Annotated in this window: 25 protein-coding genes; 12 read left to right on the top strand and 13 right to left on the bottom strand. The window is 65.2% G+C overall.

What is annotated here, in order from left to right; genetic code table 11:
• Nucleotides 1-52: 52 nt before the first annotated feature.
• The 3 genes from BR70_RS21915 to BR70_RS0118700 all read right to left on the bottom strand — a co-directional run bounded on the left by BR70_RS21915 (nt 53) and on the right by BR70_RS0118700 (nt 2938).
• Nucleotides 53-1555, bottom strand: coding sequence for a sensor histidine kinase (locus BR70_RS21915; RefSeq protein WP_017887620.1), 1503 nt, complete (start codon nt 1553-1555; stop codon nt 53-55).
• A 120-nt stretch (nt 1556-1675) separates the two neighbouring features.
• Nucleotides 1676-2221 carry a hypothetical protein gene (locus BR70_RS0118705; RefSeq protein ID WP_155896970.1) on the bottom strand — a complete coding sequence of 182 codons (546 nt, stop codon included), beginning with the start codon at nt 2219-2221 and terminating at the stop codon, nt 1676-1678.
• A gap of 372 nt (nt 2222-2593) precedes the next feature.
• Entirely contained in the window at nt 2594-2938 is a 345-nt protein-coding gene (locus tag BR70_RS0118700) for a histone-like nucleoid-structuring protein Lsr2 (RefSeq protein ID WP_017887618.1), read from the bottom strand.
• Between the two features lie 108 nt (nt 2939-3046).
• On the opposite strand from BR70_RS0118700, the gene BR70_RS0118695 reads away from it, so the two are divergent.
• Nucleotides 3047-4078, top strand: a complete 1032-nt coding sequence (locus tag BR70_RS0118695; RefSeq protein ID WP_027467281.1) for a PDDEXK nuclease domain-containing protein — start codon at nt 3047-3049, stop codon at nt 4076-4078.
• A gap of 177 nt (nt 4079-4255) precedes the next feature.
• Here the strand turns inward: BR70_RS0118695 and BR70_RS0118690 are convergent, their stop codons facing one another.
• Together BR70_RS0118690 and BR70_RS0118685 are read right to left on the bottom strand one after the other, a co-directional pair.
• The gene (locus BR70_RS0118690; RefSeq protein ID WP_027467280.1) at nt 4256-4921 is read right to left on the bottom strand and encodes an SDR family oxidoreductase; all 666 of its coding nucleotides are present in this window, start codon (nt 4919-4921) and stop codon (nt 4256-4258) included.
• Between the two features lie 773 nt (nt 4922-5694).
• Nucleotides 5695-6339, bottom strand: a complete 645-nt coding sequence (locus BR70_RS0118685; RefSeq protein ID WP_027467279.1) for a hypothetical protein — start codon at nt 6337-6339, stop codon at nt 5695-5697.
• 35 nt (nt 6340-6374) lie between these two features.
• Here BR70_RS0118685 and BR70_RS0118680 point away from each other — a divergent pair, with 35 nt between their 5' ends.
• The 4 genes from BR70_RS0118680 to BR70_RS21905 all read left to right on the top strand — a co-directional run bounded on the left by BR70_RS0118680 (nt 6375) and on the right by BR70_RS21905 (nt 8654).
• Nucleotides 6375-6587, top strand: coding sequence for a hypothetical protein (locus BR70_RS0118680; RefSeq protein ID WP_035809682.1), 213 nt, complete (start codon nt 6375-6377; stop codon nt 6585-6587).
• 486 nt (nt 6588-7073) lie between these two features.
• Nucleotides 7074-7463, top strand: a complete 390-nt coding sequence (locus BR70_RS0118675) for a hypothetical protein (protein ID WP_027467277.1) — start codon at nt 7074-7076, stop codon at nt 7461-7463.
• A 77-nt stretch (nt 7464-7540) separates the two neighbouring features.
• A complete protein-coding gene (locus BR70_RS23495) occupies nt 7541-8113 on the top strand; it encodes a GntR family transcriptional regulator (protein ID WP_155896969.1) in 573 nt (190 codons plus the stop codon).
• 250 nt (nt 8114-8363) lie between these two features.
• Nucleotides 8364-8654: a hypothetical protein gene (locus BR70_RS21905; RefSeq protein ID WP_155896968.1), complete on the top strand. Its 291-nt coding sequence runs from the start codon at nt 8364-8366 to the stop codon at nt 8652-8654.
• Between the two features lie 188 nt (nt 8655-8842).
• Here the strand turns inward: BR70_RS21905 and BR70_RS0118660 are convergent, their stop codons facing one another.
• Nucleotides 8843-9490, bottom strand: a complete 648-nt coding sequence (locus BR70_RS0118660; protein WP_027467276.1) for a LysE family translocator — start codon at nt 9488-9490, stop codon at nt 8843-8845.
• A 386-nt stretch (nt 9491-9876) separates the two neighbouring features.
• Here BR70_RS0118660 and BR70_RS0118655 point away from each other — a divergent pair, with 386 nt between their 5' ends.
• The 4 genes from BR70_RS0118655 to BR70_RS0118640 all read left to right on the top strand — a co-directional run bounded on the left by BR70_RS0118655 (nt 9877) and on the right by BR70_RS0118640 (nt 13822).
• On the top strand, nt 9877-10926 hold the full coding sequence (locus tag BR70_RS0118655) for an IS110 family RNA-guided transposase (RefSeq protein ID WP_027467275.1): 1050 nt from the start codon (nt 9877-9879) through the stop codon (nt 10924-10926).
• A gap of 1196 nt (nt 10927-12122) precedes the next feature.
• A complete protein-coding gene (locus tag BR70_RS21900; RefSeq protein ID WP_197019681.1) occupies nt 12123-12905 on the top strand; it encodes a DUF5067 domain-containing protein in 783 nt (260 codons plus the stop codon).
• A gap of 89 nt (nt 12906-12994) precedes the next feature.
• Nucleotides 12995-13300 (top strand): hypothetical protein, encoded by a 306-nt coding sequence (locus BR70_RS0118645; RefSeq protein WP_027467274.1) that lies wholly within the window; start codon nt 12995-12997, stop codon nt 13298-13300.
• A 156-nt stretch (nt 13301-13456) separates the two neighbouring features.
• Nucleotides 13457-13822 carry a helix-turn-helix domain-containing protein gene (locus BR70_RS0118640; RefSeq protein ID WP_155896967.1) on the top strand — a complete coding sequence of 122 codons (366 nt, stop codon included), beginning with the start codon at nt 13457-13459 and terminating at the stop codon, nt 13820-13822.
• Between the two features lie 60 nt (nt 13823-13882).
• Here BR70_RS0118640 and BR70_RS0118635 read toward each other — a convergent pair whose 3' ends face one another.
• The 3 genes from BR70_RS0118635 to BR70_RS0118625 all read right to left on the bottom strand — a co-directional run bounded on the left by BR70_RS0118635 (nt 13883) and on the right by BR70_RS0118625 (nt 16851).
• Nucleotides 13883-14878 carry a hypothetical protein gene (locus BR70_RS0118635; RefSeq protein ID WP_027467272.1) on the bottom strand — a complete coding sequence of 332 codons (996 nt, stop codon included), beginning with the start codon at nt 14876-14878 and terminating at the stop codon, nt 13883-13885.
• Nucleotides 14859-15116 carry a hypothetical protein gene (locus tag BR70_RS0118630; protein ID WP_027467271.1) on the bottom strand — a complete coding sequence of 86 codons (258 nt, stop codon included), beginning with the start codon at nt 15114-15116 and terminating at the stop codon, nt 14859-14861. The genes BR70_RS0118635 and BR70_RS0118630 overlap by 20 nt, the downstream gene beginning before the upstream one ends.
• A gap of 91 nt (nt 15117-15207) precedes the next feature.
• A complete protein-coding gene (locus BR70_RS0118625; protein ID WP_027467270.1) occupies nt 15208-16851 on the bottom strand; it encodes a hypothetical protein in 1644 nt (547 codons plus the stop codon).
• Nucleotides 16852-17118: 267 nt separating this feature from the next.
• Here BR70_RS0118625 and BR70_RS0118620 point away from each other — a divergent pair, with 267 nt between their 5' ends.
• A complete protein-coding gene (locus tag BR70_RS0118620) occupies nt 17119-17304 on the top strand; it encodes a hypothetical protein (protein WP_027467269.1) in 186 nt (61 codons plus the stop codon).
• A 231-nt stretch (nt 17305-17535) separates the two neighbouring features.
• On the opposite strand, the gene BR70_RS0118615 is transcribed toward BR70_RS0118620, so the two are convergent.
• On the bottom strand, nt 17536-17838 hold the full coding sequence (locus tag BR70_RS0118615) for a hypothetical protein (RefSeq protein ID WP_027467268.1): 303 nt from the start codon (nt 17836-17838) through the stop codon (nt 17536-17538).
• Nucleotides 17839-17901: 63 nt separating this feature from the next.
• Here BR70_RS0118615 and BR70_RS0118610 point away from each other — a divergent pair, with 63 nt between their 5' ends.
• The gene (locus BR70_RS0118610) at nt 17902-18165 is read left to right on the top strand and encodes a hypothetical protein (protein ID WP_155896965.1); all 264 of its coding nucleotides are present in this window, start codon (nt 17902-17904) and stop codon (nt 18163-18165) included.
• A gap of 502 nt (nt 18166-18667) precedes the next feature.
• On the opposite strand, the gene BR70_RS0118605 is transcribed toward BR70_RS0118610, so the two are convergent.
• The 3 genes from BR70_RS0118605 to BR70_RS0118595 all read right to left on the bottom strand — a co-directional run bounded on the left by BR70_RS0118605 (nt 18668) and on the right by BR70_RS0118595 (nt 21472).
• Entirely contained in the window at nt 18668-19810 is a 1143-nt protein-coding gene (locus BR70_RS0118605; protein WP_027467266.1) for a plasmid recombination protein, read from the bottom strand.
• Nucleotides 19811-20585: 775 nt separating this feature from the next.
• Nucleotides 20586-21245, bottom strand: a complete 660-nt coding sequence (locus BR70_RS0118600) for a Rep family protein (protein WP_081827480.1) — start codon at nt 21243-21245, stop codon at nt 20586-20588.
• Complete coding sequence (locus BR70_RS0118595; protein ID WP_051597137.1) at nt 21242-21472, bottom strand: helix-turn-helix transcriptional regulator; 231 nt, start codon at nt 21470-21472, stop codon at nt 21242-21244. The genes BR70_RS0118600 and BR70_RS0118595 overlap by 4 nt, the downstream gene beginning before the upstream one ends.
• Nucleotides 21473-21696: 224 nt before the next feature.
• Between BR70_RS0118595 and BR70_RS21895 the strand changes: the two genes are divergently transcribed.
• Nucleotides 21697-22908, top strand: a complete 1212-nt coding sequence (locus tag BR70_RS21895) for a tyrosine-type recombinase/integrase (protein ID WP_231495742.1) — start codon at nt 21697-21699, stop codon at nt 22906-22908.
• Nucleotides 22909-23184 lie beyond the last annotated feature (276 nt).

The raw sequence follows: 23184 nt of genomic DNA, 5'->3' as shown, positions 1-23184 counted from the left end.
GGGGGGGGGGGCTGTGCGGAGGACGCCGGTGCGTGGCGTGCGGCCGACGGTTTCAGCCGGCTTTCCCGGTGTTTGCGTGCCCAAAACGCCGCTCTCGTTTAGTTATCTTGGGCTTTTCGGGGCTTATCCGTGGAATCACGACGGTGACTTCCAGTCCGCGCGGGTCGAGATTACGCATTGAAGCAGTGCCTCCGGCGAGCTGGGCTGTGGCTTGGACGATCGCGAGGCCGAGTCCGGATCCTCCGAGTTTCGGCTGGCCGTCAGTCGGTCGCGCTGTACGCGCCTTGTCCGGCCTGGTAAATCGGTCGAACGCCACGGCGATGAAGTCCGGAGGCACACCGGGGCCGTCATCAGTGACCGTCAGCCGGGCGGAGCTGTCTTCCAGCGACCAGGCGACTGTGATCGTCCCAGATTCCGGGAGTGCGTCGATCGCGTTGCTGGCAGTGTTGGTGATGAGTTGACTCATTCCGCGGCGATCCAGTCGGAACACGTGGGGTTCCTGCGTTGCATTTTCTTCCGAGTCGGATCCGTCTTGCGGATCGATGTCGAATTCGATCGTGATGTTTTTTGCGGCTGCGATCATTCGTAGGCGGTCTACTGCTACCAGTACTTCATCGCTGAGCTCTTCCCAACTGGTGAGCGTTCGCGACGTCGAGTCCACGCGTTCGGCTTCGTCCGCTCGGGAGAGGGTAAGGAGGTCGTTCGCGAGTCGCGCGAGTCGCGCGACGTTGTGCTGCGCTTGCTTGACGTGAACTTGGAGTGCGGCGGCGTCGCCCCTGTCGAGTGAAGCGAGTTCCAGTTGCGTGGTGAGTATGGCGAGGGGGGTGCGGAGTTCGTGGCTCGCGTCGGATACCATCTGGCGCTCGCGTGCGGCAGCGTCGCGCGTCCTGCTCAAGAACTCGTTCAAGGTGCGTGCAAGAGCTTGGAGTTCGTCCCGAGCGTCTCCAACGGGAAGGTCGGCGTCGGCTTCTCCGGCGCTGAGTCGTTCTGCTTCGCGACGCATCCTCGAGACGGGCCTGAGCGCGGCGCAGGACAACAGCCATGTCGCGCCGCCGAAACAGGCCAGAACCAGCACGCCGGCGACGACGACGCCGCCGGTCAGCGAGTCGATGACGAGCGCCTCTCCCTGAGCGTCACTTGCGGCGATTACGGTCCAACGCCCCGAGGCGCTTTGCGGATGATCGACGACGACCCGGTACGACGAGCCAGCCTGGATCGCCGTTGAGGAGCCGTCGTCAAATCGCGCGATCTCGGGTAGCTTCCGCAGCAGCGAATGCTGTTCGATTGATGAAAGAACACGCTTGCCGCTCGGATCGAGGACGGCGACAAGCTGCCCGTTTCCTGGCGCACGGAAACTCGGGTCCGCTGAGCGTTCCACTTCCGTCACGTACGGGCTCGCGTCCGCGCGAAGCAATGTGCGGGTTGCGTTCGCGACAACGTTGTCCACCTGAACGCGCATCACCATGACCAGCGCGGCGATGACCAGCGCGGCGACCCCTACGCTCCCGAGCGTCAGGCGCGCGCGCAGCGACAGGTTGCGTAGGCGTCGAATCATTGGCCGCTACTCCATCGTGATTCGCCCAGCTGAGGCGGTGCATTGCGTGTCATGGTCTCACCAAGCAGAACAGATGGGCGCGTGACCGGGCAGCCGGTGTCGCGCCCATCCTAAGAGAACTTAGAGGCGTTGAATTCGCGTGATGGTCACCGGGTGGCTTCCGAAGACGATGAAGCCGTCCGGCGGAAAGCTGTACTGATGTCCCCCGTAGTTGATGTATGCCTCGCGGTCGCCCGCCGCGAAGCGCTTCAATGGGCCCCAGCGGCCGGACAGCGACCCGGTGCCGGTGTAGCCATAAGGCACCGATGAGGTTGTTGTCATGCAGAGGCTGGTTGAAGTGCAGCCGGGTGACGAGAACGACAAAGCATCGGTGTGTACTCGTGAATTGGGCTTGTACGCCGCTGTGACCTTGCCCGTTGCGCCGTCGACCAGCAGGTATACCTGGCCGCCAGACCACTCGACCTGGTGGATCTCCGCTTCCGTCTGCGTGCCGGCCAACGCCTGGAGCTGGGCGTCATACTGGGCGGTGTTTGGTGCGTTGCTCACCGTTGGTGTGGCTTCGAGTCCAGTCGCCGCAGAAGCCATTGTGGGAACCGCGATTGCGACGGCGAGCCCGAGTGCTACCCCGAGCGAAGTCAACCGGCGCGACCTCTTGGTGATGTTCATAGTCTTCTCCCCGGGAGGCTGACGTCCGCAGCGCTCCTCGCACAAGCATGGGTGGGAGGTTTTGACAAGCCAAGGCGCGGAACCGCAACGCCTCGGCAGTGGGAGGGATTTGGCAGTTGGTGAACCTGAATCTTAGATCACGTTCAGGAGTAGCCGTTGAGCCGGCAGGGTCGCCGGATCACCTTCCTTCAAGAGACCATCTCTCGGTCTGAGCGCGGAGGGTAAGCGCGACAGGAAGGACGCGTATGAACAGGACACTTTACGAAAGTGAACTATTCGTGCGGCGTGCCGACCTGTGAACGTCATGTCGGGGCGAACGCGAACAGCCGGCCACCCCTCGAGGTGGCCGACTGTACCGCTGGCAGAGTGGCGTCAGTGCGCGGCGTTGTAGGCGTCGCGGACGGCCTGGCTGATGCGGCCGCGGGAGGAGACCTCGTGGCCGTTCGCGTTCGCCCATTCGCGGATCTTCGCGAGCTCTTCCGAGTTGCCACGCTTCGGCGCGCTGCCGGCGCTGGTGCGGCCAGCGCGGCTGGTGACCTTGCGTGCTGCGGCGATGTAGTCGGAGAACGTTTCGCGGAGCGCGTCGGTGTTGTCGTCGGTCAGATCGATTTCGTAGTGGCCGCCATCGAAAGAGAAGGACACGGTGCGGCCCTTGCCGTCTTCGATGGTGTCGCCGGTGAGGTCGTCGACGAGGTGCGTGGTGACTTTCTGCGCCATGGGAGGTCGCCTTTCGCTTGGGGATCCTCTCCACCCTTGCATAGCTGATCCCGTAGAACGCTGCGTTCGTTCTTCTTCCGATCGGCTGGTCGGGCAGACCGAGCGGTGATGTCTGATTCGTCGCCAGCCGTATCCGGGTATGCCGCTGCTCTTGCCGAGCTGAAGCAGCAAGTGCGCGCCGCCCGATTCACGGCGCAGCGCCGCGTGAACACAGAACTCATCCGTCTGTACTGGGGGATCGGCGCAACGATCCTGCAACGCCAGGGCGATGAAGGGTGGGGGAGCAACGTCATCGGCCGGCTCGCGACGGATCTGCGTGCTGAATTCCCGGAGATGAAGGGCTTCTCCCCGCGGAATCTCGCGTACATGCGCGCGTTCGCAGCGGCCTGGCCGGACGAGCAGATTCTGCAACAGGCTGTTGCACAACTGCCCTGGGGCCACATCGCTGTCCTCCTCGACCGGCTCGATGACCACGAGCTCCGCGAATGGTACGCCGGCCAAGCGGCCGCCCACGGGTGGTCGCGGAACGTCCTCGAGCACCAGATCCGGTCCGAGGCACACACCCGGCTCCAGGCGGCGCCGACGCACTTCGCCGAGATCCTCCCGCCGGGGGACTCGGATCTGGCGCAGCACATCACGAAGGACCCGTACGTGCTGGACTTCCTCGCCCTCGACGGTGACGCGAAGGAACGCCACCTCGAGCAGGCACTCGTCGACAGGATCATCGATACCCTCCGCGAGCTCGGCGAAGGGTTCGCATTCGTCGGCCGGCAGGTGCACTTCGACGTCGACGGGGACGACTTCTACGTCGACCTGCTGTTCTTCCACGTCGAGCAGCTCCGGTACGTGGTGATCGAGCTCAAGACCGGGAAGTTCAAGCCCGAGTACCTCGGCCAGCTCGGCTTCTACGTCGCACTCGTCGACGACAAGCTCCGCAGACCCCAGCACGCCGACACGGTCGGCCTGCTGCTGGTCGCCGACAAGAACGACGCCGTCGTCCGATACTCCCTCGCGGGACAGCAGGCCCCGATCGGTGTCGCCAGCTACGACCTCCTCCCGCCCGCGGTCCGCGCTGCCCTGCCCTCGGAAGCCGACCTCGCAGCCGCACTGGCGACGGAGACCAACACCCTCGAGTCCTGACCAGGGGTGCGTGCCACCAGCAGCCCCCGTGTCTCACTAAGGGAACCATCACCGGGCACATCGCCGGGCGGGTCTATTGAGACACCGAGATCCCTGGATCCTGGCGGGCTCCAGAAACGGCCGCACGTCTCCGGTGGCCGATCGGCTAAAGAGACACCCCTAGGGTGTGGTCCCCAATCAGAACTGCGCGGAGAAACCGCCGTCGGTACGCAGTAGCTGCCCACTGATCCAACGTCCTTCGTCTGACAGCAGGAACGCGGTGATGCCGGCGATATCGCGGGGTGTCCCTGGCCGTCCCAACGGGTGGTACGCCGTCATCGCGTCGCGTGTTTCGTCATCCATCCAGCCCGTGTCGATCGGTCCTGGGTTTACGACGTTCGCGGAGATGCCCTTCGGGCCGAGCTCGCGGGCGGCAGAGATGACGATGCGGTCGAGAGCGCCTTTGGAGGCGCCGTAGGCCAGGTTGCCAGTGGTGTGGTCGCTCGTGAACGCGACGACAGCTCCACCGTCGGAGCCGACTTGACGGGCGAAAGCGGCGATCAGGAGGAGCGATGCGCGGGCGTTGACAGCGACGTGCTGGTCAAAGGCCTCCGCGGTGGTGTCCAGCATGCCGGACTCGACGCCGTGCGCATGGCTGAGAACGAGTCCGCCGATCGTTCCGCGCTCGCTCGTGATCTGCTCGATGAGAGCGGTTGGGGCGGTCGGGCTGGAGAGGTCGCAGGGGTACTCACCCGTGTCGAGGTCGCTGGTGACGACCTCCCACCCGTCGGCTTCGAGCCGAGGGACGATGCCCGCAGCGATGCTGTTCGAACGCGCGGCTCCGGTGACGAGAGCAAGAGGCATGCCCCGACCGTACCGTCCGATCAAATGTTCGCAGTCGCTGGCGACTGTCAGGGGGATTGTCATGGTTGCAGGGTTTCGGAAACAACGCGCCCTCGATTCCAGAAACTGAAGAGCTGAAGAGCTGAAGAGCTGAAGAGCACCTGGGTAGTTTTCGCTCAATCCGCACTCAACCGAACCACGAAGTGATAATTCTGCTACACTCGAAGTGTAGGAGGTGTGACATGAAGACACTTCGATGGCTTGGAAAAGCACTTGGCTTCGTATTGACGGCCGCCGCAAAGGCGCTCGGCGGGATGAGTGGAGCGCAGACTTTCGGCCAAGACAATGCAACATCGCTGTATAAGCAGCGCAACGATTACCGACCGTAAAAGATAAGGCCCCGACCAGCGGTCGGGGCCTTATCTTTTACCAGTAGTTCACGCACTTAATGCTACGGACCTGCCCCGAACCCCTGTCCCATCGGCAGAAGATATCTGCATTATTCTTTGTTGCATAAGTAACAATGACGGACCCGCCACCGTTGCTCACGTTGCCATTCACCCGGACGCCGACGCGGGTGACGAACATCGTCTTCCCGTAGGCGTTGACCTTGTTGCTTTTGGGCGTGCCAGCGCCAACCCAGCTGCCTTTCTGCGAGTTCCCGTCCCACATGACCAAAGACGCGGCTGACGCGCTGAGCGGTGCCGACAAGGCCATGAACAATGCCAGAACGCTGGCAGACATGGCGATCAGGGTGCCTCGGGTGCCACGCTTTCGGGTCGTTTTCGCCCCGCTCATTCGCGCAGGTCCTCGACCGCGATGAACGGCAGGAGCTTGACGGTCGATGGGCCGGAGGCGGCGCTCAGCGTGCGGGACTTCGTCGATGCCACCTTCTGCAGCTCTGGTGCCTCAGCATCGGTGACATGGGGGTTCGCAGTGAGTAGCTGTGCCCCAACTGGCTCGAGTCCGTCCGCGGTACCGTAGCCGGCAGGCACGAAGTACAGGCGCGACGCCTCAGTCTCAGTTGCCGCCTGCAGACCAATACCCTGCTCAGCGAACTTCTCCGGCGTTGCGCAGGTAGCGCTAGCCCACTGCTCCGAGCCAGGAAGCAGTGAAATCAGGCAAGCCTGCCCATCCGTGTCCAACGCCGCCCACGCTTTCGTGCCCGCATCAATGCCGAGCAGGTGAGTGCTTTCCGGCACGATTCCGTCGATGGCCTGCGGGCCGTCTAGGAGGAAAGCGGGAAGCTTGTCGCCCGATGTCTGCGCCGAGCCGTAAATCGGCGAGATCGCACTTGCGTTTGCTGGCGAAAGCGTGCCGGCGGCGTCGTCCGCTTGCGCAGCGCCCACCGGGCTGAGCTGCACGACCCCGAACGCGGCGAGCCCGAGAACTGCGGCCCCAGCAAAACCAGCGCTGATGGTCTTCAGGTTGATGTTCATGTCAGCTTCCGTTCTCGCACTTAAGGGTGCCTTTGGTGGACCAGCCAAAAGCTTCGTATTTGCAGCTCGCCTTGACGATTCGCGCTGAGAACGTTGAAGTAACCACCGACTCGCCGGACGTGGTCCCGACATTCGGTACCTTCACGACCGCGATCAAGGCATTAGCGGTAGTCCGCGCAGCATTGAAGGGCTGGCGTGACGCGCTCGAGGTGTGCCAGGTGTCCGGCGCTGCCTTGGTGTTGAAGTAATACATTCCCCAAGTGCGCGCTTGCGCTGACATTGGGGCGAGTACGACCATCGAGGCGGCCAAGGCCCCAGCGGCGATGGTCATTGCAAGAGGCCTGTGTTTCATCAGGACCCCCCTCCTGTGTAGTAATACAGGAGACTCTTTCGTTCTTCCGAAGTTTGGACAAGTCCACATGATTGCCCACAAGGGCGTACCCCGAAGGCGGAATCGATCCTGCGTGGGGCCTCTGGCAGCGGCCGTGGCGAGGCATCGAAGCGTTGCGAGGACTGGCGATGACGTGATCGCCTGAGCTGAACGACGAGTCCGGCAGCCGATCGGCTATCGGACATCGCTGACAGACTCCTCGTCGGGTAGCCGCTTCGACTCTGGGTGTGGACGGCGCTTCGAGGGAGGGGCGCGTCCTGCGCGCGGTGCCGTCCTTGTCTACGATGCTCTTGGTATGAATATTCCTCGTGCGATCCGACTGCGTGGGGGCGTCGCACTCGCCGTGGTGATCGTTCTCGGTGTCTCCCTGTCCGGTTGTGCGCAAGAGAAGGTTGACCCACTCGAGGTCACCAACAGCACGACGATCACCGACATCACGGACAACACCGACACCGGCTTCTACACGGTGGACTCTGCGGTGCTGAACACAACCTCGCTCGGCACCGAGTTGACCCTCGGCTTCACGATCCTCAACAGCAACGGCATCAAGTTCAGCCCGATCTCGACCATCACATTTGACGACGGCACTGAGCTGACGTGCGAGGCCGATGACCTCCGAAGGGTTCCGTCTCTGGTCGACACCACCGACTCCTGGGACTTCGCATGCGATGCGGGCGAGTTCCCCGAAGACAGCGACAGCGCGGCGCTCGTCGTCGTCGACGACTACAACTGACTGGCAAAACGGGGCATCATCGCCTGATTTAGCGTGGCACTGCACCCGGCAACTGATATCCGGGATATGGTCCCGGTATGCCTGTTCCGAAGTCTCCGACCAGCCAGGGTCCTCGCCGTCTTCTCCGTGACGTCGTCTACGAGCAGATGCTCGAGGCGATCGAGAACGGCACGCTCGTGGCGGGGGAGCGCTTGAACGATGAGGAGCTCACGAGCTGGCTCGGTGTTTCGCGTACCCCGGTGCGGGAAGCGATCGCGCGGCTCGAGTCCGAAGGTCTCGTGGAGATGGCTGCGAACCGGTACACCCGCGTCGCATCCCTCTCTGGCCCGGCGCACGACCAGGCGGCCATGCTCCTGGCTGCGCTGCACGCGTGGGCGATCGACCACGCCGGCGAAGCGGCCTCCGATGCGCGGAAGAGCGCGGCCGCTGCTGCGAGCAAGGTCACCGCTGGCGTCGACGCGCACGACGTCGACGCGTACAGGGGGCTGCAGGACGCGGTCGCGGCGCTCATTGCCGGGTTCGACAACCCGCTCTACGCGGCGACAGAGGCCGCGGTGCGTGGCCGTGTGAAGTTCCACGCCCCCGCCCCGGACGCGAACATCGACTGGGACGCGACGGCCGCGACGGCCGGCACCCTCGCGAAGATCTGACCGCCGTCGCCGCCGCCGGCGCCGAGGCCGGGCGCGACGTATCGCGGACTGTTTCCGGCGCCGTCGGGTCCCCAGGGCCACGGTCGCGCGCAGGGGTCTCACCAGCTCCTGGACGGACCGGAGTCGAGATCACGCTCCTCCGGTCCGTTCACACACCCCAGTGGGCTTGTGCAGACCGTGCGGTGAGCGATCCTCTTCCGGGCCACGGCGCTGGCGCCTGTGCGATCCTGTGGACATGCGGTACCGGCTCATGAACGACTACAGCGCGGATTGGCCGATCTGGCGGGATGACGGTGGAGCGCCGGATGGGGACCCCCAGCTACCGGCGTGGCTGCAGGCTGACATCCGCAAGTGGGCTGCGACATTCGAGTCGCTGTACTCCTACGAGACTGGCTGGCCGGATGCACGGACCGGCCAGGATCAGCGACTCAAGGGTGAGCGCCTGGCCGCGGCGGTCGCTCGGGAATTGAGCCTGGGCGATTCAATCGTCTTCGCGCACTGGGAGACGAACGTTGCAGGGCGGGAACCCCGAGAAGTTTGAGCAGCCGACCGAGGCTCATTCAGGCTCTCTGCGGACGCCGGCAGTTGTCTCGGGAGGCCATCGGCTACCGCACACGTTTCGAGCGGTACTGATCCGTCGGCGTCATGGCCTGTAGAACTGCGCCGGGGAGCTTGGTCCCGCACGTACGCGAATACAGACCCCATACCGCTGCACCTTGCAGCCTCTCGCTATCCGGTTGTGGCTGGGGTAGGTGCGTCGAGGGCGAGTTTGACGCCCACGGCTCCGAGGAGCGTGCCGGTGACACACCGCTGCCAGCGCATCCAGCTCGGCTTGTGGCGGAGGAAGACCGCGATCGACCCGGCCGCCAGGATGATGACGGCGTTGACGGCCAGGCTCACGGCGATCTGTACGGCGCCGAGCTGGAAGCCCTGGCTGACAACCCCGCCGGCATTCTGGTCGACGAACTGGGGGATGAGCGCGAGGTACATGATCGCCGCCTTCGGGTTCAGCAGGTTTGTCAGGAGCCCCATGCGGAACAGCTTCGCCGTGGAATCGCGGGGCAGGTCACGGGTGTCGAAAACGTATGCACCCCCGGGTCGGAGGGTTTTGTACGCAAGCCAGAGCAGATAGGCGGCGCCGGCGACCTTGAACGCCGTGTAGAGCCAGGGCACAACGATGAACACTGCGGCGAGGCCTACGTTGGCCATGGTCATGTAGACGAGGAACCCGACGCCGGTGCCGGCGAGTGAGACCAAACCCGCGCGGCGTCCCTGGCTGATGCTCCGCGAGACGAGGTACATCATGTTCGGGCCCGGGGTGAGCACCATACCCAGGGCGACGAGCGCCATGCCGCAGGCGGCGGTCAGCGAGATCATGCCGGTGTCCTTCTGGAGATCGTGAAAGTGACGTCATCGCCACCCGTCGTGCTCCTAGCTTGACGCATACGCGAGCGCTTCTCCTAGCGTCTCGTTAGAGGATCGGCTATCTCTAATTGTTCTTGGCTGGCCTGGGGCTGGCTGGCAGGCTGGCACTGGTCCCGGCTCGTGGTGTGACTCTTCGGCTATCTGCCCGTCATCATGGCGTGGCATTGTCTCGACTCGTCCGCCGCGGGTGGCGGGGCTGGTGCCGGCCCGTCCGCTGCGATGGCTTGATAGAAGGTCGTCCGACCAGCCAGCTGGTTGTGACTCGTTAGAGATCCGCCCCGCAACGACTCTCCCGGGCCGAGTACCAACACGGTCCCCGTCTTGGAATGAGTCCCGCGATGCCCATCGTCGCAGACGAGTACACGCAAGTCATTGGCGTCGACACGCACGCCAGAACCCACACCTACGTCGTCCTCGATACCCGTACCGGCGGCATCATCGATACTGCGATGTTCCCGACGAACCCGGCAGGTCTCGCTCGCGCTCTGGCCTGGATCGATCGTCGAACATCCGCTGGACGGCTCGCAGCCATCGAGGGGACCAGCTCCTACGGAGCATCCCTGACCGAAGCCCTGCAGCAGGCCGGTATCCCCGCGGTCGAAGCGCGACCACCACGACGAGCAGACCGCGGAGCTCGCGGGAAGTCCGACCCCATCGATGCCGAAGCCGCAGCTCGAGCCGTGCTGCGCACCGACACCGCACTGCTCTCTTGGCCCAGGACCGGCAAGATCCGTTCGGCGCTTCGCCTCCTGTTGTCTGCCCGGAGATCGATGGACGGTCAATGGACCGCGAGCCGCAACGCACTCATCGCGCTGCTGCGCACCATCGACCTCGGCGTCGACGCTCGGCGCCCGCTGACGGACAAGCAGATCGCCTCGATTGCAGTGTGGCGGCACCACCCCAGCGACGACATCGACAGGCTCATCGCTCGCGGCGAAGCGGTCCGCCTCGCCCGCGACGTCATCGACCTGACCGGCAAGCTCGAAGCCAACCACGACGCGCTCCGACTGCACGTGTCTGCTCTCGCGCCGTCGGTGCTGGACATCGGCGGAGTCGGGCCGGTGTCAGCGGCCGTGTTCCTGACCGCGTACTCGCACGTGGGCCGAGTCCGCAGCGAAGCCGCGTTCGCGTCCCTCGCCGGCGCCGCACCGATCCCCGCCTCCAGCGGCAACACCAGCCGACACCGACTGAACCGGCACGGCGACCGACGGCTGAACTCCGCGCTCGAGACCGTCGCCCGCGTCCGACTCTCCTACGACCCCGACACCCGCGCCTACAAACAACGCCGCCTTGCGGAAGGGAAGACCACGAGAGAGGTCAAGCGCATGCTCAAGCGCTATATCGCCCGACAGATCTATCGACACCTCACCGCCACCATGACCGCCTGACGGCACCGATAAGGCTTGCGTTCCAGCATCCGACCGCCAGTCGGGCTCAGGCCGTAGGCCGCGTCAGTCGACGAGTAAGCGCTTGAGCGAAAGGCTGCCCATCTCTTACTCGTCCGGTGAACACCTTCCGAGCGCCCCCGAAAAGCAGGACCATGCGAACCCACTGAGGATCCCTGCCGCGCTTCTTCGGCCGGACTTCCACCGACACAAGAGAGACGGAGGTCAGCGGGACCGCAGTTGGCACGCGGCCGCGCAGCAGCTTGAAGCGCCGCCGGACCAGTGACACGTCGTCGAGCTCCAGGACGTCTACTCCATTGAAGCCCCACCAGGGTCCTGGAGAAAAGCGCGCGATCACGAGGCTGTTGCTCACCTCGGCGACCTTAGTCCTGGGACCTCGGAGCAGCGATGACTCCTTGACTTCACCTATAGAAGGGTCGAGACGCCGGCGGAGCGCGGGTGCGGGTCGAGCCGGGAGGTGTTTCTCCCTAGTCCCGGCTCGATCCGCCGGGGCCAGAAGAGTGCGCTGTCCCCATCCAGGCACCGTTCCGCCCCGATCGGTCCGGCACCTGCAGTCAAGGTCCTCGCCCAACATGGGTGCCCGCCTGGCAGCGTGTGGCCGGCAAGCGCGATGCCTGGTTGTCCTCCAAAACGGACGGATAGGTTCTGTGTGCGAGCCACACCCGATTGGTCCCTGACCGAGGCTCGTTGGTGAGCATCGACGCTCCGGTCCTGGAGCGTTGCCCTAGCGCTCGGACCGGGGCGCGATTGCTCGTGCCGCTGGCGTTCCTGAGTCGGTGTCGGGTGCGCAGGCTACGGTCGGGCGCGGGGGTCTCACCAGCCTCCTGCGCGGGCCGGAGTTGAGATGACGATCCTCCGGTCCGTCCCTACGCCGGGCTGATGCAGGCCGTGCGCCGCGGGATCGGCTATGAGACGGGGTGCTCGGGGCCTTGGGATGGACGCGAGGCTGCCGGAACATCTCACGCTCGACGAGGCGCTGCGGAGCCGAAGTCGCCCGGTGTGGTTCGAGCTGCGAGGGGTTCTCGCTCGACCCCGGCGTGGCTCGCCGTCGCGAGGTATAGGTATCGGCCCTCGGTTTGGGTATGCGACACCTGCTCGGCATTGCCCTACTGTTCCTGTGAGCCCTGCCATCTCTGGCTGGATGTAACCCGAATACAGGAGTTCCAGTGTCTGACACCATGCCCGCCGCCCCGTCTCAGCCGGCGACGCCGCCGCCGCGTTCCCAGAGCAACGGTTACGGCGTTACTGCCCTGATCTTGGGCATCGTCACGATGGTCGGGTTCGCGATCCCGTTCGTGAACTACCTGGCCATCGTCACCGGTGCTGTGGGTGTCGTGTTCGGGATCATCGGTCTCGTGATCAAGTTCCGTCCGCGGAAGGCTGCGATCGCTGGCCTGATCTTGTCGGGTGTGGGCTTGCTGCTCTCGATCATCCTCGCGGTCGTGTACACGGCGGCTTTCGCTGGCGCTGCGAAAGCGCTCGAGGAAGACACCGTGCCTACGGCTGGTGGGCCTTCCACGTCGGCTTCTGCTGAAGCCGACGGCGCCGCAGCGTCGTTCAAGGACGGTGTGTTGACGACGCCGAAGTACAAGATCGAGATCACCAGTCACCGGGTGATCGCTGTGGGGCAGCCCGGCAACGAGTACGGCACAAAGCCCGTCATCGCGATCGTCTACAAGACCACCAACCTCACGAGCACGGCGACCGACCCGATCACCGCGTGGATTGGTTCCTTCACCGCGACGCAGGACAACGACCCGAACGCGGTCAACACCCTCGACGTGGGCGCCTTGCCTGACCAGCAGTACCTCGACTCACAGACGCAGCAGATCAAGGAAGGTGGCACCGTTGAGAACGCGATCGCGTACGAACTCGACGACACCACCACCGCGGTGGAGCTCTCCGCCAAGGACGACCTCTTCGGTGACGACCTTGGCACCGTCACCTACCAGCTGCAGTAGGCCAGAGGCGGCGGGATCACTGGCCGCGTCGAATGCCGATAGTAGACGACGTGGAAGACGCACAAGCGTCTCGGATCAAGGAGAACACAATGTCCGAAGTCATCAGTGTCCGCTGCTACGTCGAGCAGTACGAAGGCACGACGCGGCCGGTGGGATACCGGCTCCTGGAAAAGAAGACCGGGCGGCGCGTTGTCCTCGGGGAGACGGCCACCGCTGGACTGGAGCACTTCATGCAGTTCATCGGCGCTAGCGTCGCTAACCGTGACACCTTCCCCGCCCTGTTCAGCCAGCACGACGACAGCGACGCCATCGTCGTCCGCGGACAGGTCGCCGCAGACAGCGCCGACGAGATGCTCTTCAAGTACGACCAGCAGCTGTCTTACTTGCTCGACTGATCACAGAATCAGGGTGCAGGGCCGCACCGTGCGTGGGGCCCTGCACCCTGTGCGGCCAGGGATCGGCTAGTGAGACGTGATTGAGGGTGCCTGCAGACCAGGCGGCGAGGCCTGCCCATGTCCCATGATTGGTACCCAAGTGCTACGGTACTGACTGTGGGACACGAAGAAGCAGCGAAGCTTGCCCCTCGATGGGCGGCAGAGGCACGAGGCATTGCGGAGTTCACTCGCGATTACACGGACCATCTGCAGGGGCTGCTCGTGAAGAACGCCCTGCACGCGGGCGGGCTAACCCAGCGTGAGCTGGCGAAAGTCATCGGGGCGAGCAAGTCGAAGATCAACCGGTGGGCGAACACGGCCACCGGCTACCTGGTCAACCCGGAGAATGAAGCTCTCAGCGCTGCGCTCGATCGACGGTTCCTCGGTGATCGAGCAGACGAGATCATCGAGGCCGCGGCCGCGTACGAACGCACCGGGAAGACAGTCGTCTTCCACGACGACGGCCCTCGGGCGCCGAGGTAGGCCCGAGGGCTGCGCTTCAGCTGCGGATCGGCCATCGGCGCCATTTCGGGCCGTATCCGGTTAGCGGTGCGCGTCGCGGGCGTCGAGCTCGTACTTCCACAGCACGCTGACCAGGTGGCCAACGGCGAGCACAGCGTTCAGCCGGGAGTACTGCTTCCCGCGTGCGACGGTGTGCACTGTCGCATGCCGGTTGAAGGTGGTCGGGACGTCGTCTCCGGTGAAGCTATGAAAGACGGCGATGAGCTGGGCCAGGTGCAACTCGCTTCGGAAGAGCCGCGCCTGTTCGTGCTCGCTCACGATCTTGGGATAGAACCGCCTGGGGCCGTACTTCATCGCCACGATCGTTTCTAGCGTGCTTGCCGCGTATGCCTGCGCGAGGTCCGAGAAGTCCGTGCGGATCCCCGCGATTGCGCGCCGCACGGGCTCGACGAACGGGACGTAGTCGGCGGCGGTGATCTGGTCGAGGAGGTGTTCGCACGACTCGAGGACCTCGTCGGCACGTGTCGACACCGCCGAGCGGCGCCCCGCGGGTGTGTCGGCTGCGGCGATGAGCTCGAGCGTCCCTGCGTCGGGAACCCACGCGATCACGAGGCCTTCAGAAATCCAAGTCATCCACTCGTCGGGCTCGTACGCGATGTCCGCTTCCATGATGTTCGCGGGCAGAGCAGGGCGGACGAGATCCGCGAGGTCTGGGAAGTTCCACCCTTTGGTGCTCTCGCGCAGCGCGTCGACGATTGGCTCGAACCAGGCGGGGGAGTAGAGCGGGGCGTTCGCCATCGTCTGCTCGGCGATCCCCCGGCTGAGGTCTGCAAGCGCTTGGGAATGTCCCCAATCGGCGAAACGTGAGACGTCGATCGACGGCGTGTACAGCGAGGTGAAGTTCGCGAACATGCTGGCGCCGAACTTCAGCAGACCGAGCCTGTCGACGACGCCACCCGCATCCGCATTGCCCCCGGATTCAGGGACAACGATCCGTCGCGCAGGCTGGTCGCTCTCAGCGTCGTCCTCCTGGACGGGCGTGTGGTCGATCAGCTGACTACTTCCGCATCCGAGCATTGATGTCGAGCAGGTCGTCGCCGGGAAACAGTGCGTAGAGCAGGGCTGTGTCCCATTCGCCACCGCCGTAGTCGCGAGCGTTGTTAATGGTTTGTTCGGGGATCTTGGCGTCACGAATGAGCGCGCCAATGGTGTCGTCGACGTACGACGCCTGGACCTCGTTGTCATGTCCCGGGGATCCGTTGGGCGAGGCTCGCAGTACCCGGGCGAGGCTTTCCAGGATGAGTACGGCGTCCACGGCAGTGCGATCTGATGTTGCCATGGTTCACGCTGACACTGCTGTGGAAGCGAGGGTGCTGCTTACCAGGTACTTGTCAGAACCCTTTCGGCTAACTCTGATCGGTGAGAAGTGAGACGGCTTCGGCGTAGTTGAGGGTGCGTGAGGTTTCTGGGGTGATGCTGCTGAGTAGCGCTTCGAGGCGCGGGTTTCGTGGCTTGGAACTCGTCTCTCCGGTGAGGGCTTCGCGGGCGAGGCTCGGGAAGTCTCGGAGGGCCTGGGAAGTAGGGAGCGGGTGTACAGCACCGTCGGCGGTAAGCGCCCACGCGACGAGGGATGACGTGCCCGGGTCACGGGCGATCAAGAGCTCGCTGACCATTGCCGGCCAGGCGTCGGCGAGGGCGCCGTCGTCGGTGGTGTCGTCGTACCCGTTCCACGCCAACACGGTGACGTAGTCGGGGTTGAAAGCGACGTACTGTCGTCCCACCCGTGCCAGCATCGGCGGGTGCGCCGGAACGGCGGGCAGTGCATGGGCCTGCAGCCGCCGTGCCCTGGCAGTGCTGACTTCTTCGTCGGTGAGGGCGATCGCGTCTCGGCGGAGAGTGGCAAACCCTGCTTGCCAGCGATCGGGCAGATGCTGCAGGTGCAGGGTCTTCGGGAAGGAGTACCCCCAGTCGCCGAAGTACGTGAGGATCGCGTCAGCGACGAGTGCCGGCACTCCCGGCGTCGACGTGATGTGCGACACGGCGGCGAAGAACGAGGTCTTCTCGCCGTATCGCAGGTCGTCAGGCACGGGCAAGGGCTCCAGTGTGATCGCGAGGGCAGTGCCGTCAGGGAGCTCACCGCGGACGTCGTCCCGTTGCTGGTCGACGGCGTTGTAGAGCTCCTTCTCGAGGGTGCGGTAGCTCTCTCGGAGTAGCTCGGTCGGGGCGGCGTCGCGATACGTCGGCACCATCAGTGCAGCGTTCCACAGGGCTTGCGTTGCGGCCGGCACTACGACGGGGACCGGGTGCCCGGGTGCCCACATCGATACGTTCGCGGCCGTGATGCAGCTCGCAGGCCATACCGGAATGGCGTCCCATCCGAGGCAGGCGGCGACGTCCTGTGCCGGCACGTTGTACCAGCGAGGCATCGGAGCGTTCCGCCCATCCGACGTGAACAGATCTCGATGCAGAACCGCGACGCGCACCAGGTTCGGCACGTAGTACAGCTTGCCGGCAACGGGGATATGGACCACAGCGAGATGGCGAGTGCTCTGACTGCCAGGCAGCGCGCCGAAGAACTCCTGCGCGATCGCGGCGTCGTCCTCCGGCGTGACGAACCAGTCATCGTCGAGTGCCGTTACGACGAGGAGGTCGTACGCTGCCCCGTGCCCTCGCGGGCGGTACAGCTCCGCCCACACCTGATGCGAACGCTGCCCCCTGGCGATCGTGACGATGCGCCGCGCGCCCTGCTCGAAGGCAGGCTGGTAGCGGACCTCGCTCGGGTGGGGCAGTAGTGGCGGGATGCTCTCAGCGCTCCCGTACCCGCGTACCAAGGCCGTGCGGAGTACCGCCTCGAGGTGCCATGCGGCCCCGCGGACACCGTGTTCCTTCTCCGGCGCTCCCAAGATCGGATCGGGTGCAGCTCTGGTGCCGGCGAGCTGGCGGAACCGGGAGAGCGAGATGCCGAGCAGGCGGGCGCTCTCCTGCGCCGTGAGCGTGGCGCCCGGCCAGAGGTAGTTGTGCGAGCCGAACGGAATCCCCTGATCTCTCATGCCAAGAACCGTACCTTTCCGACCATGAAAAAGTAAGTGCCCTGCGTGTCTGAGTTTCAGTAGATGTCAGCGTCCGAAGTTGAGAGCATGGATGCCATATCTGCGTGGGCCGTGGCCTGTCTGTTCCGTAGGGGGCGCCCTGCCTGCGCTTCGCTGCGTGCAGGCCATCGGAGCGTTCGTGGGGCGGCCTCGACGTCGGTGTCCATCTCACTGGGGCTTGGGTGCGAGTGGGACTGCTCATCAGCCGGGTGCCTAGACTCACGCCTCGTGGACGATGAGCTCAAGGCGATGCAATGGCTCACCGTCGACGAGCTCGCAGCGGTGCGCCGGCGTGCGATCAAGCAGCTGAACCTCCTCGACCACTCCGCGGCCGGGTTCTGGGAGGCCGAGGCTGCGCTGCAGCGCACGCTCGCGCTGATCGGGTTGGTGCAGGACGAGCGACGGCACCGCTGATCGGGGGGGGGGGGCTAGGAGCCTAGCGCTGCCTGCGCTGCGCGACAGGCGGGGCACCAGTCGACGTCGTCCGTTGAGCAGTCCCACCCGTACGATTCCGCGTGGCCGCGCGCACCGTGGTAGCTGACCGCGTTGGGGCCGATCAGGGCGAGTCGTGCGCTGCACTGGTAGCCATCGCAGGTGAGCACGATCGCTGGGTGGATTGCCATGCCGTCTCGTCTCTCGTCGGCGTCAGGCGTCGACCGTGATGCCGAGGCTGATCCACCCGTCGGGGACCGACTGCAGGTAGGCCTTCAGGGCGGCGGCGTAGTTCGGCCCGGACGCGTCGTGCGTCTGGATCTCGGTCGACCCGGCGACGGCGCGGACGGTGATGTTCCCGGCCGCGGTCGAGCTCAGCGTGTTCGTCTGCACGACGTCGTACCCGGTGAGATCCAGGCCGGCGAGCGCGTTGGCGCGGGCGGTGCTCTGGTCGTCTGCGTGGCCGTCGGCGGTGATGGTGTTCGTGGAGCGGATCGTGCCGCGGACGGTGGTCATGGATCCATCCTCGCAGCGGGATCCGACACAGCGGTGTCGGCGGCCGTGGTCATCATCGGTGGCATGCCCGAAAACCGGTGGGCGCCGCCCATCCACCCCGATCCGCCCGAGGATCAGCCGCTCGGCGTCGACGCCCCGCCGGCTCCCGAGAAGGTCTCCGGCTACCCGGCGGTGTGGGTACGGGTCGAGTTCACCCGATCGGGCCCGCAGGCCTGCCCTGGGTTCGTGGAGCAGGCGGACGGCGACGTCGTCTACGTGCAGCTGGTGCACATGAGCTTCTGCGGCACGTGTGGTTGTCCCTCGAGCGGATCAAGAAGCGTGCTCTGAAGCCGCAGGGGCGCCGCTGATGGGCGTGCGCCGGCGTGGCCGCTGGGTGCCCGAGGAAGCCGTGTCGCTGCCTGCAAACGCCCGTGGCGGCCCGGTGGGTCGCCAAGCTGACCGATGATCGCCCCTCATCGCCCACGATGTTGGTGTCCAGCAGGCGGCCCCGGCCCCGAACTCGCCGATACCTCCGAAAGGACGACTCGCGTGTGACGCCGCTGCTTGCGGAGATCCGATCGACAAAGAGCCGTCGACCTTCCAATAGGGGAAGCGAGGCCGACCTCGTATGTGACCGTACGTTGGTCATAGAACGGCCATCATGGACCGTCTATTGACCGGCTGCTGCCCACAATCACGCCGCAGAAGCGTGGGCGGTTTAGTGGCCAGTCGACGGCCAATATAAGCCCCTCATCTGGTCAAAGGTGGGCAGCGAGTGACCTCCTGTTGCCCGCCCCGTCTGGAATGCGCACCAGCGACCTGCAAGTGGCCACAATGTGACCGGCATTGGTCAGAGGCTGGCCTCTGGACGCTCGGCGCGCGGCTGCCCGTGATCGCCGTCCATCAGTCGCTGCACCTCCGCGCGAGAGGCGCGCCTCCGAGCCATATCTGCCTGGTACAAGACGCGCAGCGGCTCACCATTGCTCGTTCTCCTGTCAAGCCAGGTCTCGAACTCCGGAGGTACGTGGAGCAGCCGCTCGTTGGTGGCGCGCAGTTGCTCGCGCTCCTGTTCTGCTTCCTCTCGCGCAAGCTGTGCTGCCATCTGGACCGCTGCAGCGGCGCGGCGGGCCGCTTCAGTACTGTCGCGCATGGCATGAGCCTGCTGAAGGGCAGCGGCGAGTTCCGTCTCACGGGTGCCGATGCTCGCTTCTCGCTGATCCAGGTTCTTCGATCGGTTCTTGAGCCCGACGAGCATCGTCTCGTAGGCGGCCTTCTCTGCTTCGGCGTCTGCGGCCGCGTCGCGCAACCGGTCGGCTTTTGCCTGGAACTCGCTGCTACTGAGGTGTTCGCGCGACCGCTCGGTGACGCGCGCCTCCACGTCGTAGCCGGCCGCCGCCATGTGCTCGCGGAGGCCCTTGTGCTGGCGGCGGAGGTCGCTCGGGCCCTTGAAGTAGTCCTTTTGGGACAGGCGCCCGTCAGGCGTGACGGGCGTGATGAGTACCTGCAGCTGCGGGCTGTACTCGTCTAGGTGCAGCGAGAACCCCAGCACGTTCTCCAGCCCGAACTCGTCGATTGCCCAGTCAAACGAGGCACTCATGTAGTCGACGGCCGCCTTGTTGGGGCCATGCGTGCGCCACGTCGGGTTGAACTCGTCGAACCACCTCGGGTCGAGCTGCAGGATAAGGCCGCGGACGAGGACGGCGTCCTTTCGGAGCGGGCGCTTGACGGTTGCGAGACGGCTCCCGAGGTAGGTGTGGAACTCGTGAGACGGCGGCCTACCGTCGATCGACACGAGTTGGCGGAATCCTCCAGCCCCGTCGTTGATGAGCGTGCGGTTGTTCCGCGTCCGCTCCAGCACGATGTTCTTGTTCGCTTGCGGAAAGTGGAAGCCCGCCTGCTGGTCTGCCTCCCGAGCGATGTGACGGAAGAACCGCTGCGCGTGCCCTCCGCGCCCCACCTTGTGGGACGCGTCGAACGTCATCGTGTAGCTCATGCTTCGCCACCCTCGACGTTGATCGAGGGATGCACCGACTTCGTCGTCGCACCCCTCGATGCCTTCGGCGACTCTCCCGAGGGGCTTCTTCTGCCGCGACTCCGACCACCACCCCAGTGTGCTTTAGGGAGGGTGGCGGTCTCCATCGCGGCAGAAGAAGGTGTAGCCCCATACACTTTCGCGTCGCTCCGCTCGCCAAAGTCCTTGGGGCCCTGCGGGACGCCGACGCGCAGAGCGCGTCGAGAGCAGCCCTGAGGCTGCGCCACGGACCCGACTCGCTGGTCGCTCCTCGGGCACGTGGCCGTCGCACGTTTCGCGGCTGTTCGACGGCCACGCGAAGGCACAGCCTTCGCCGGGAGAGCGCAAGCGCTGACAGCGCACCCTGGCACCTCGCGAGGTGATCGCGCGGCAACGGTGTCGGAGTCGCTTTCTCTGCGTACACATCCGGTGCGGCGCACCCCGCGCGCGGCGTCGACGCCATCAATGAGCGTCGTGTCGAGGTCGAGGGGCGGGGGACTCCACGCGAGCGGGCTCGCCCTCCAGCGCAGTTCCGCAACCGCCGGCGGCTTTTGCCCGGCGCCCCAGACGCACGGAGAGGCCTCGTCGGACGCCGTAGGGTCGCACCCGCAATCGAGAGTCGCGACTCGCTCGGCAGAGCGGCGGTCTGCCTCGAGGGTAGGGCGCCCAGTTCCGCGAGCCAGCGAATCATTTCGGAATTCAATTCTGCAATCATTTTCCGACGACGCCGCGACATCGCGCGGCTCGATGGCGCCCGTCACAGCATGCCTCGCGCCCGCTGCTTCCGTTCTGCCAGACGAGCGGCGCGCAGCTCGGGTGTCGCGTACTCCCGCAGGGCCGATTCGTCGAGTCGCTCGAACTCCATGAGGTGGCGAACGAAAATCTGCGGGTACTCGTCGAAGACGCTGCGCGCGCTCCGTTCGCCTTTCAGCACCGCCTCTCGGAGCCGATCGAGAAGCGGGGGGATGTGGCCCTCATGGGCCCGTAGGGCGTCGACTTCGGCTCGCCAGTCGTAACTCGGGGAGGCGAACACCTCGCTGTCGGCGTAGAGGTGCTTGCCCTTTGCCTGCTCGGTCGGAGACTCGTGCGTCAGGTAGCGGACAGCGCGAGCGAAGGAATGAGGATCCCCGCGCTGGCCAACCACCGGTCGGACAAGCTCGACTGGGACCTGCAGCATGTTGGCCACGGTCTCGTAGCTGCGGGCATCCCTGAGCGCGAATATGACGTGAACGTGCTTGCGGACACCCCGGTCCTTATCGTGCACGATGCCCGCGTAGCGCTCGACGTTCGGCCGATCAAGCGCGTGGGCGACGGCATCTCGCGCCAGCGTCTGCGATACGACCCTGAAGCGGCGAGTGCGCTTTCCGCCGCCTCGACCCATCGTGGAAGGACTCGTGGGAGTCTCGCCAGAGCTCATCGGCGCCCCTCCTCGGAGGTGCTGCCGAACTCCTGGGACAGAAGCCAAGCGTCCACCGCCTCGGGGCGATAGCGAACGGACTTCCCGAGGCGGATAAAGGCTGGTCCGGTGCCGGTAATGCGCTTCTCGCTCAGAGTGCGCTGCGACAAGCCAAGACGCTCGGACAGGGTCGCCGGGGTGATCAGGGCGTCGAGAAGGGGGGTGCTAACTGCAGAGGTGACGGGCATGGAGAGTCCTAGAGGACCCTCGGATCGCGCTAGCCCTATCCCCGAGGAGGGTGGTCCGACGGTGATCTGTCGGTGGGAGATCGTTCTCCCTGCGGCGCTCACTTTCCCGACTGTCACTTACATCGGTAACGGTGCTTGCTTCGCCGCGTTCGTCATTCGCGGCCTCAAGTATACACATTCGTGCACGTTCTTGCGGGCACATTCGGAATCCGCCAAGATCCTCGATGCAGAGCTTCACAAACGACAAGGGACTGATGGGCAGCGTCTATAAGTACGACACAAAGCAGGGATCGCGCTTCGAAGCTCGCTACCGCCGACCGGACGGCAAGCCCGCTCGGAAGGGCGGGTTCAGGCTGAAGCGCGATGCGGAGAACTACCTGACAACGGTGGAGGCCGCCAAACTCGACGGTTCGTACGTCGCCCCCAGCGACAGTCGCCTCACCGTGGGCGTCCTCGGTGCCGACTGGATCGCTTCGCATCGGGCGTGGGTTAAGCCCTCGACTTTTCACTCGGACGAGTCTGCTTGGCGAGTACACGTCGAGCCGAAGTGGGGTGCTCGTGCCCTCGGGTCAATCCGGCACACCGAGGTCCAAGCGTGGATTAGCGAGATCGCCGAGACGCGAAGCGCGACCACTGTCGCTCGTGCTCATGGCGTGCTCGCTGCGATCATCGACGGGGCGGTGAAGGACAAGCGGCTGACCTCGAACCCGGCGCGCGACATCAAGCTTCCTCGCAAGACGAAGGGCCGGCGTGCCTACCTCACTCACGAGCAGGTAGAGCGTCTCGCCGTCGCGTCCAAGTACCCCGACCTCGTGCGTTTCCTCGCCTACACGGGACTTAGGTGGGGCGAGGCGACCGGGCTCCGCGTTCGGCACGTCGACCGGGTGGCGCGGCGAGTCAGCGTCGAGGAGAACGCAGTCAACGTCAACGGGACGGTGATCGTCGGAACTCCGAAGACCCACGAGCGCCGCTCGGTCGTCTACCCGGTGTTCCTTGACGGCGCGCTCGAGGCTGCGTGCGGCAGGAAGTCCGCTGATGACCTCCTCTGGGGCACCGGGCTTGAGCACCTGCGGCCTGGTGACTCTCGGAAAGGCTGGTTCGTCGGCGCTGTCGGCCGCGTTCGTGCTGCAGACCAAGAAGCTGCGGCCGCAGCGCGCGACCGTGGCGAGGAGGTGCCTTCGGTCATGCCGGTCGTGACTCCGCACGACCTCCGGCATACGGCTGCGTCGCTTGCGATTAGCGCCGGCGCGAACGTGAAGGCCGTGCAGCGGATGCTTGGTCACTCGTCGGCAGCCATGACGCTCGATCGATACGCGGATCTGTTCGAGGACGATTTGGACTCCGTGGCTGATGCATTGGACGCTGCCCGAGAGGCCCGCTTGATGAAGGAATCCACGCACGGGAACGGCGGCGGCACTCTCGAGTCTCTCCTCTGAGAAGAACTCTCAGGCGTGAGCCGTGAGCCGTGAGCCGTCGCTCACACAACTTGTCTCCTTCACACACAACTTGTCGCCGGCTGCGCGGCTGGGGCCGCGACGGTCCGTCGCCCGAGCCCGAGCCCGAGCCCGAGCCCGAGCCCGAGCCCGAGCCCGAGCCCGAGGCCTGGGGACTAGCGCGACGCGTTCGCATGGGCCGGTGGAGCGGTGGGTTGGGGTGTGGTGAGTGTGGGTGTCCCATCTGCCGTCGAGTACGGGAGACGGAACTGTTGGCGT

The sequence above is a fragment of the Curtobacterium sp. UNCCL17 genome (genome assembly GCF_000686685.1).
Classification (GTDB): domain Bacteria; phylum Actinomycetota; class Actinomycetes; order Actinomycetales; family Microbacteriaceae; genus Curtobacterium; species Curtobacterium flaccumfaciens.
The sequence above is the reverse complement of the archived record's forward strand: the minus strand, read 5'-3'. Positions and strand labels throughout refer to the sequence as shown.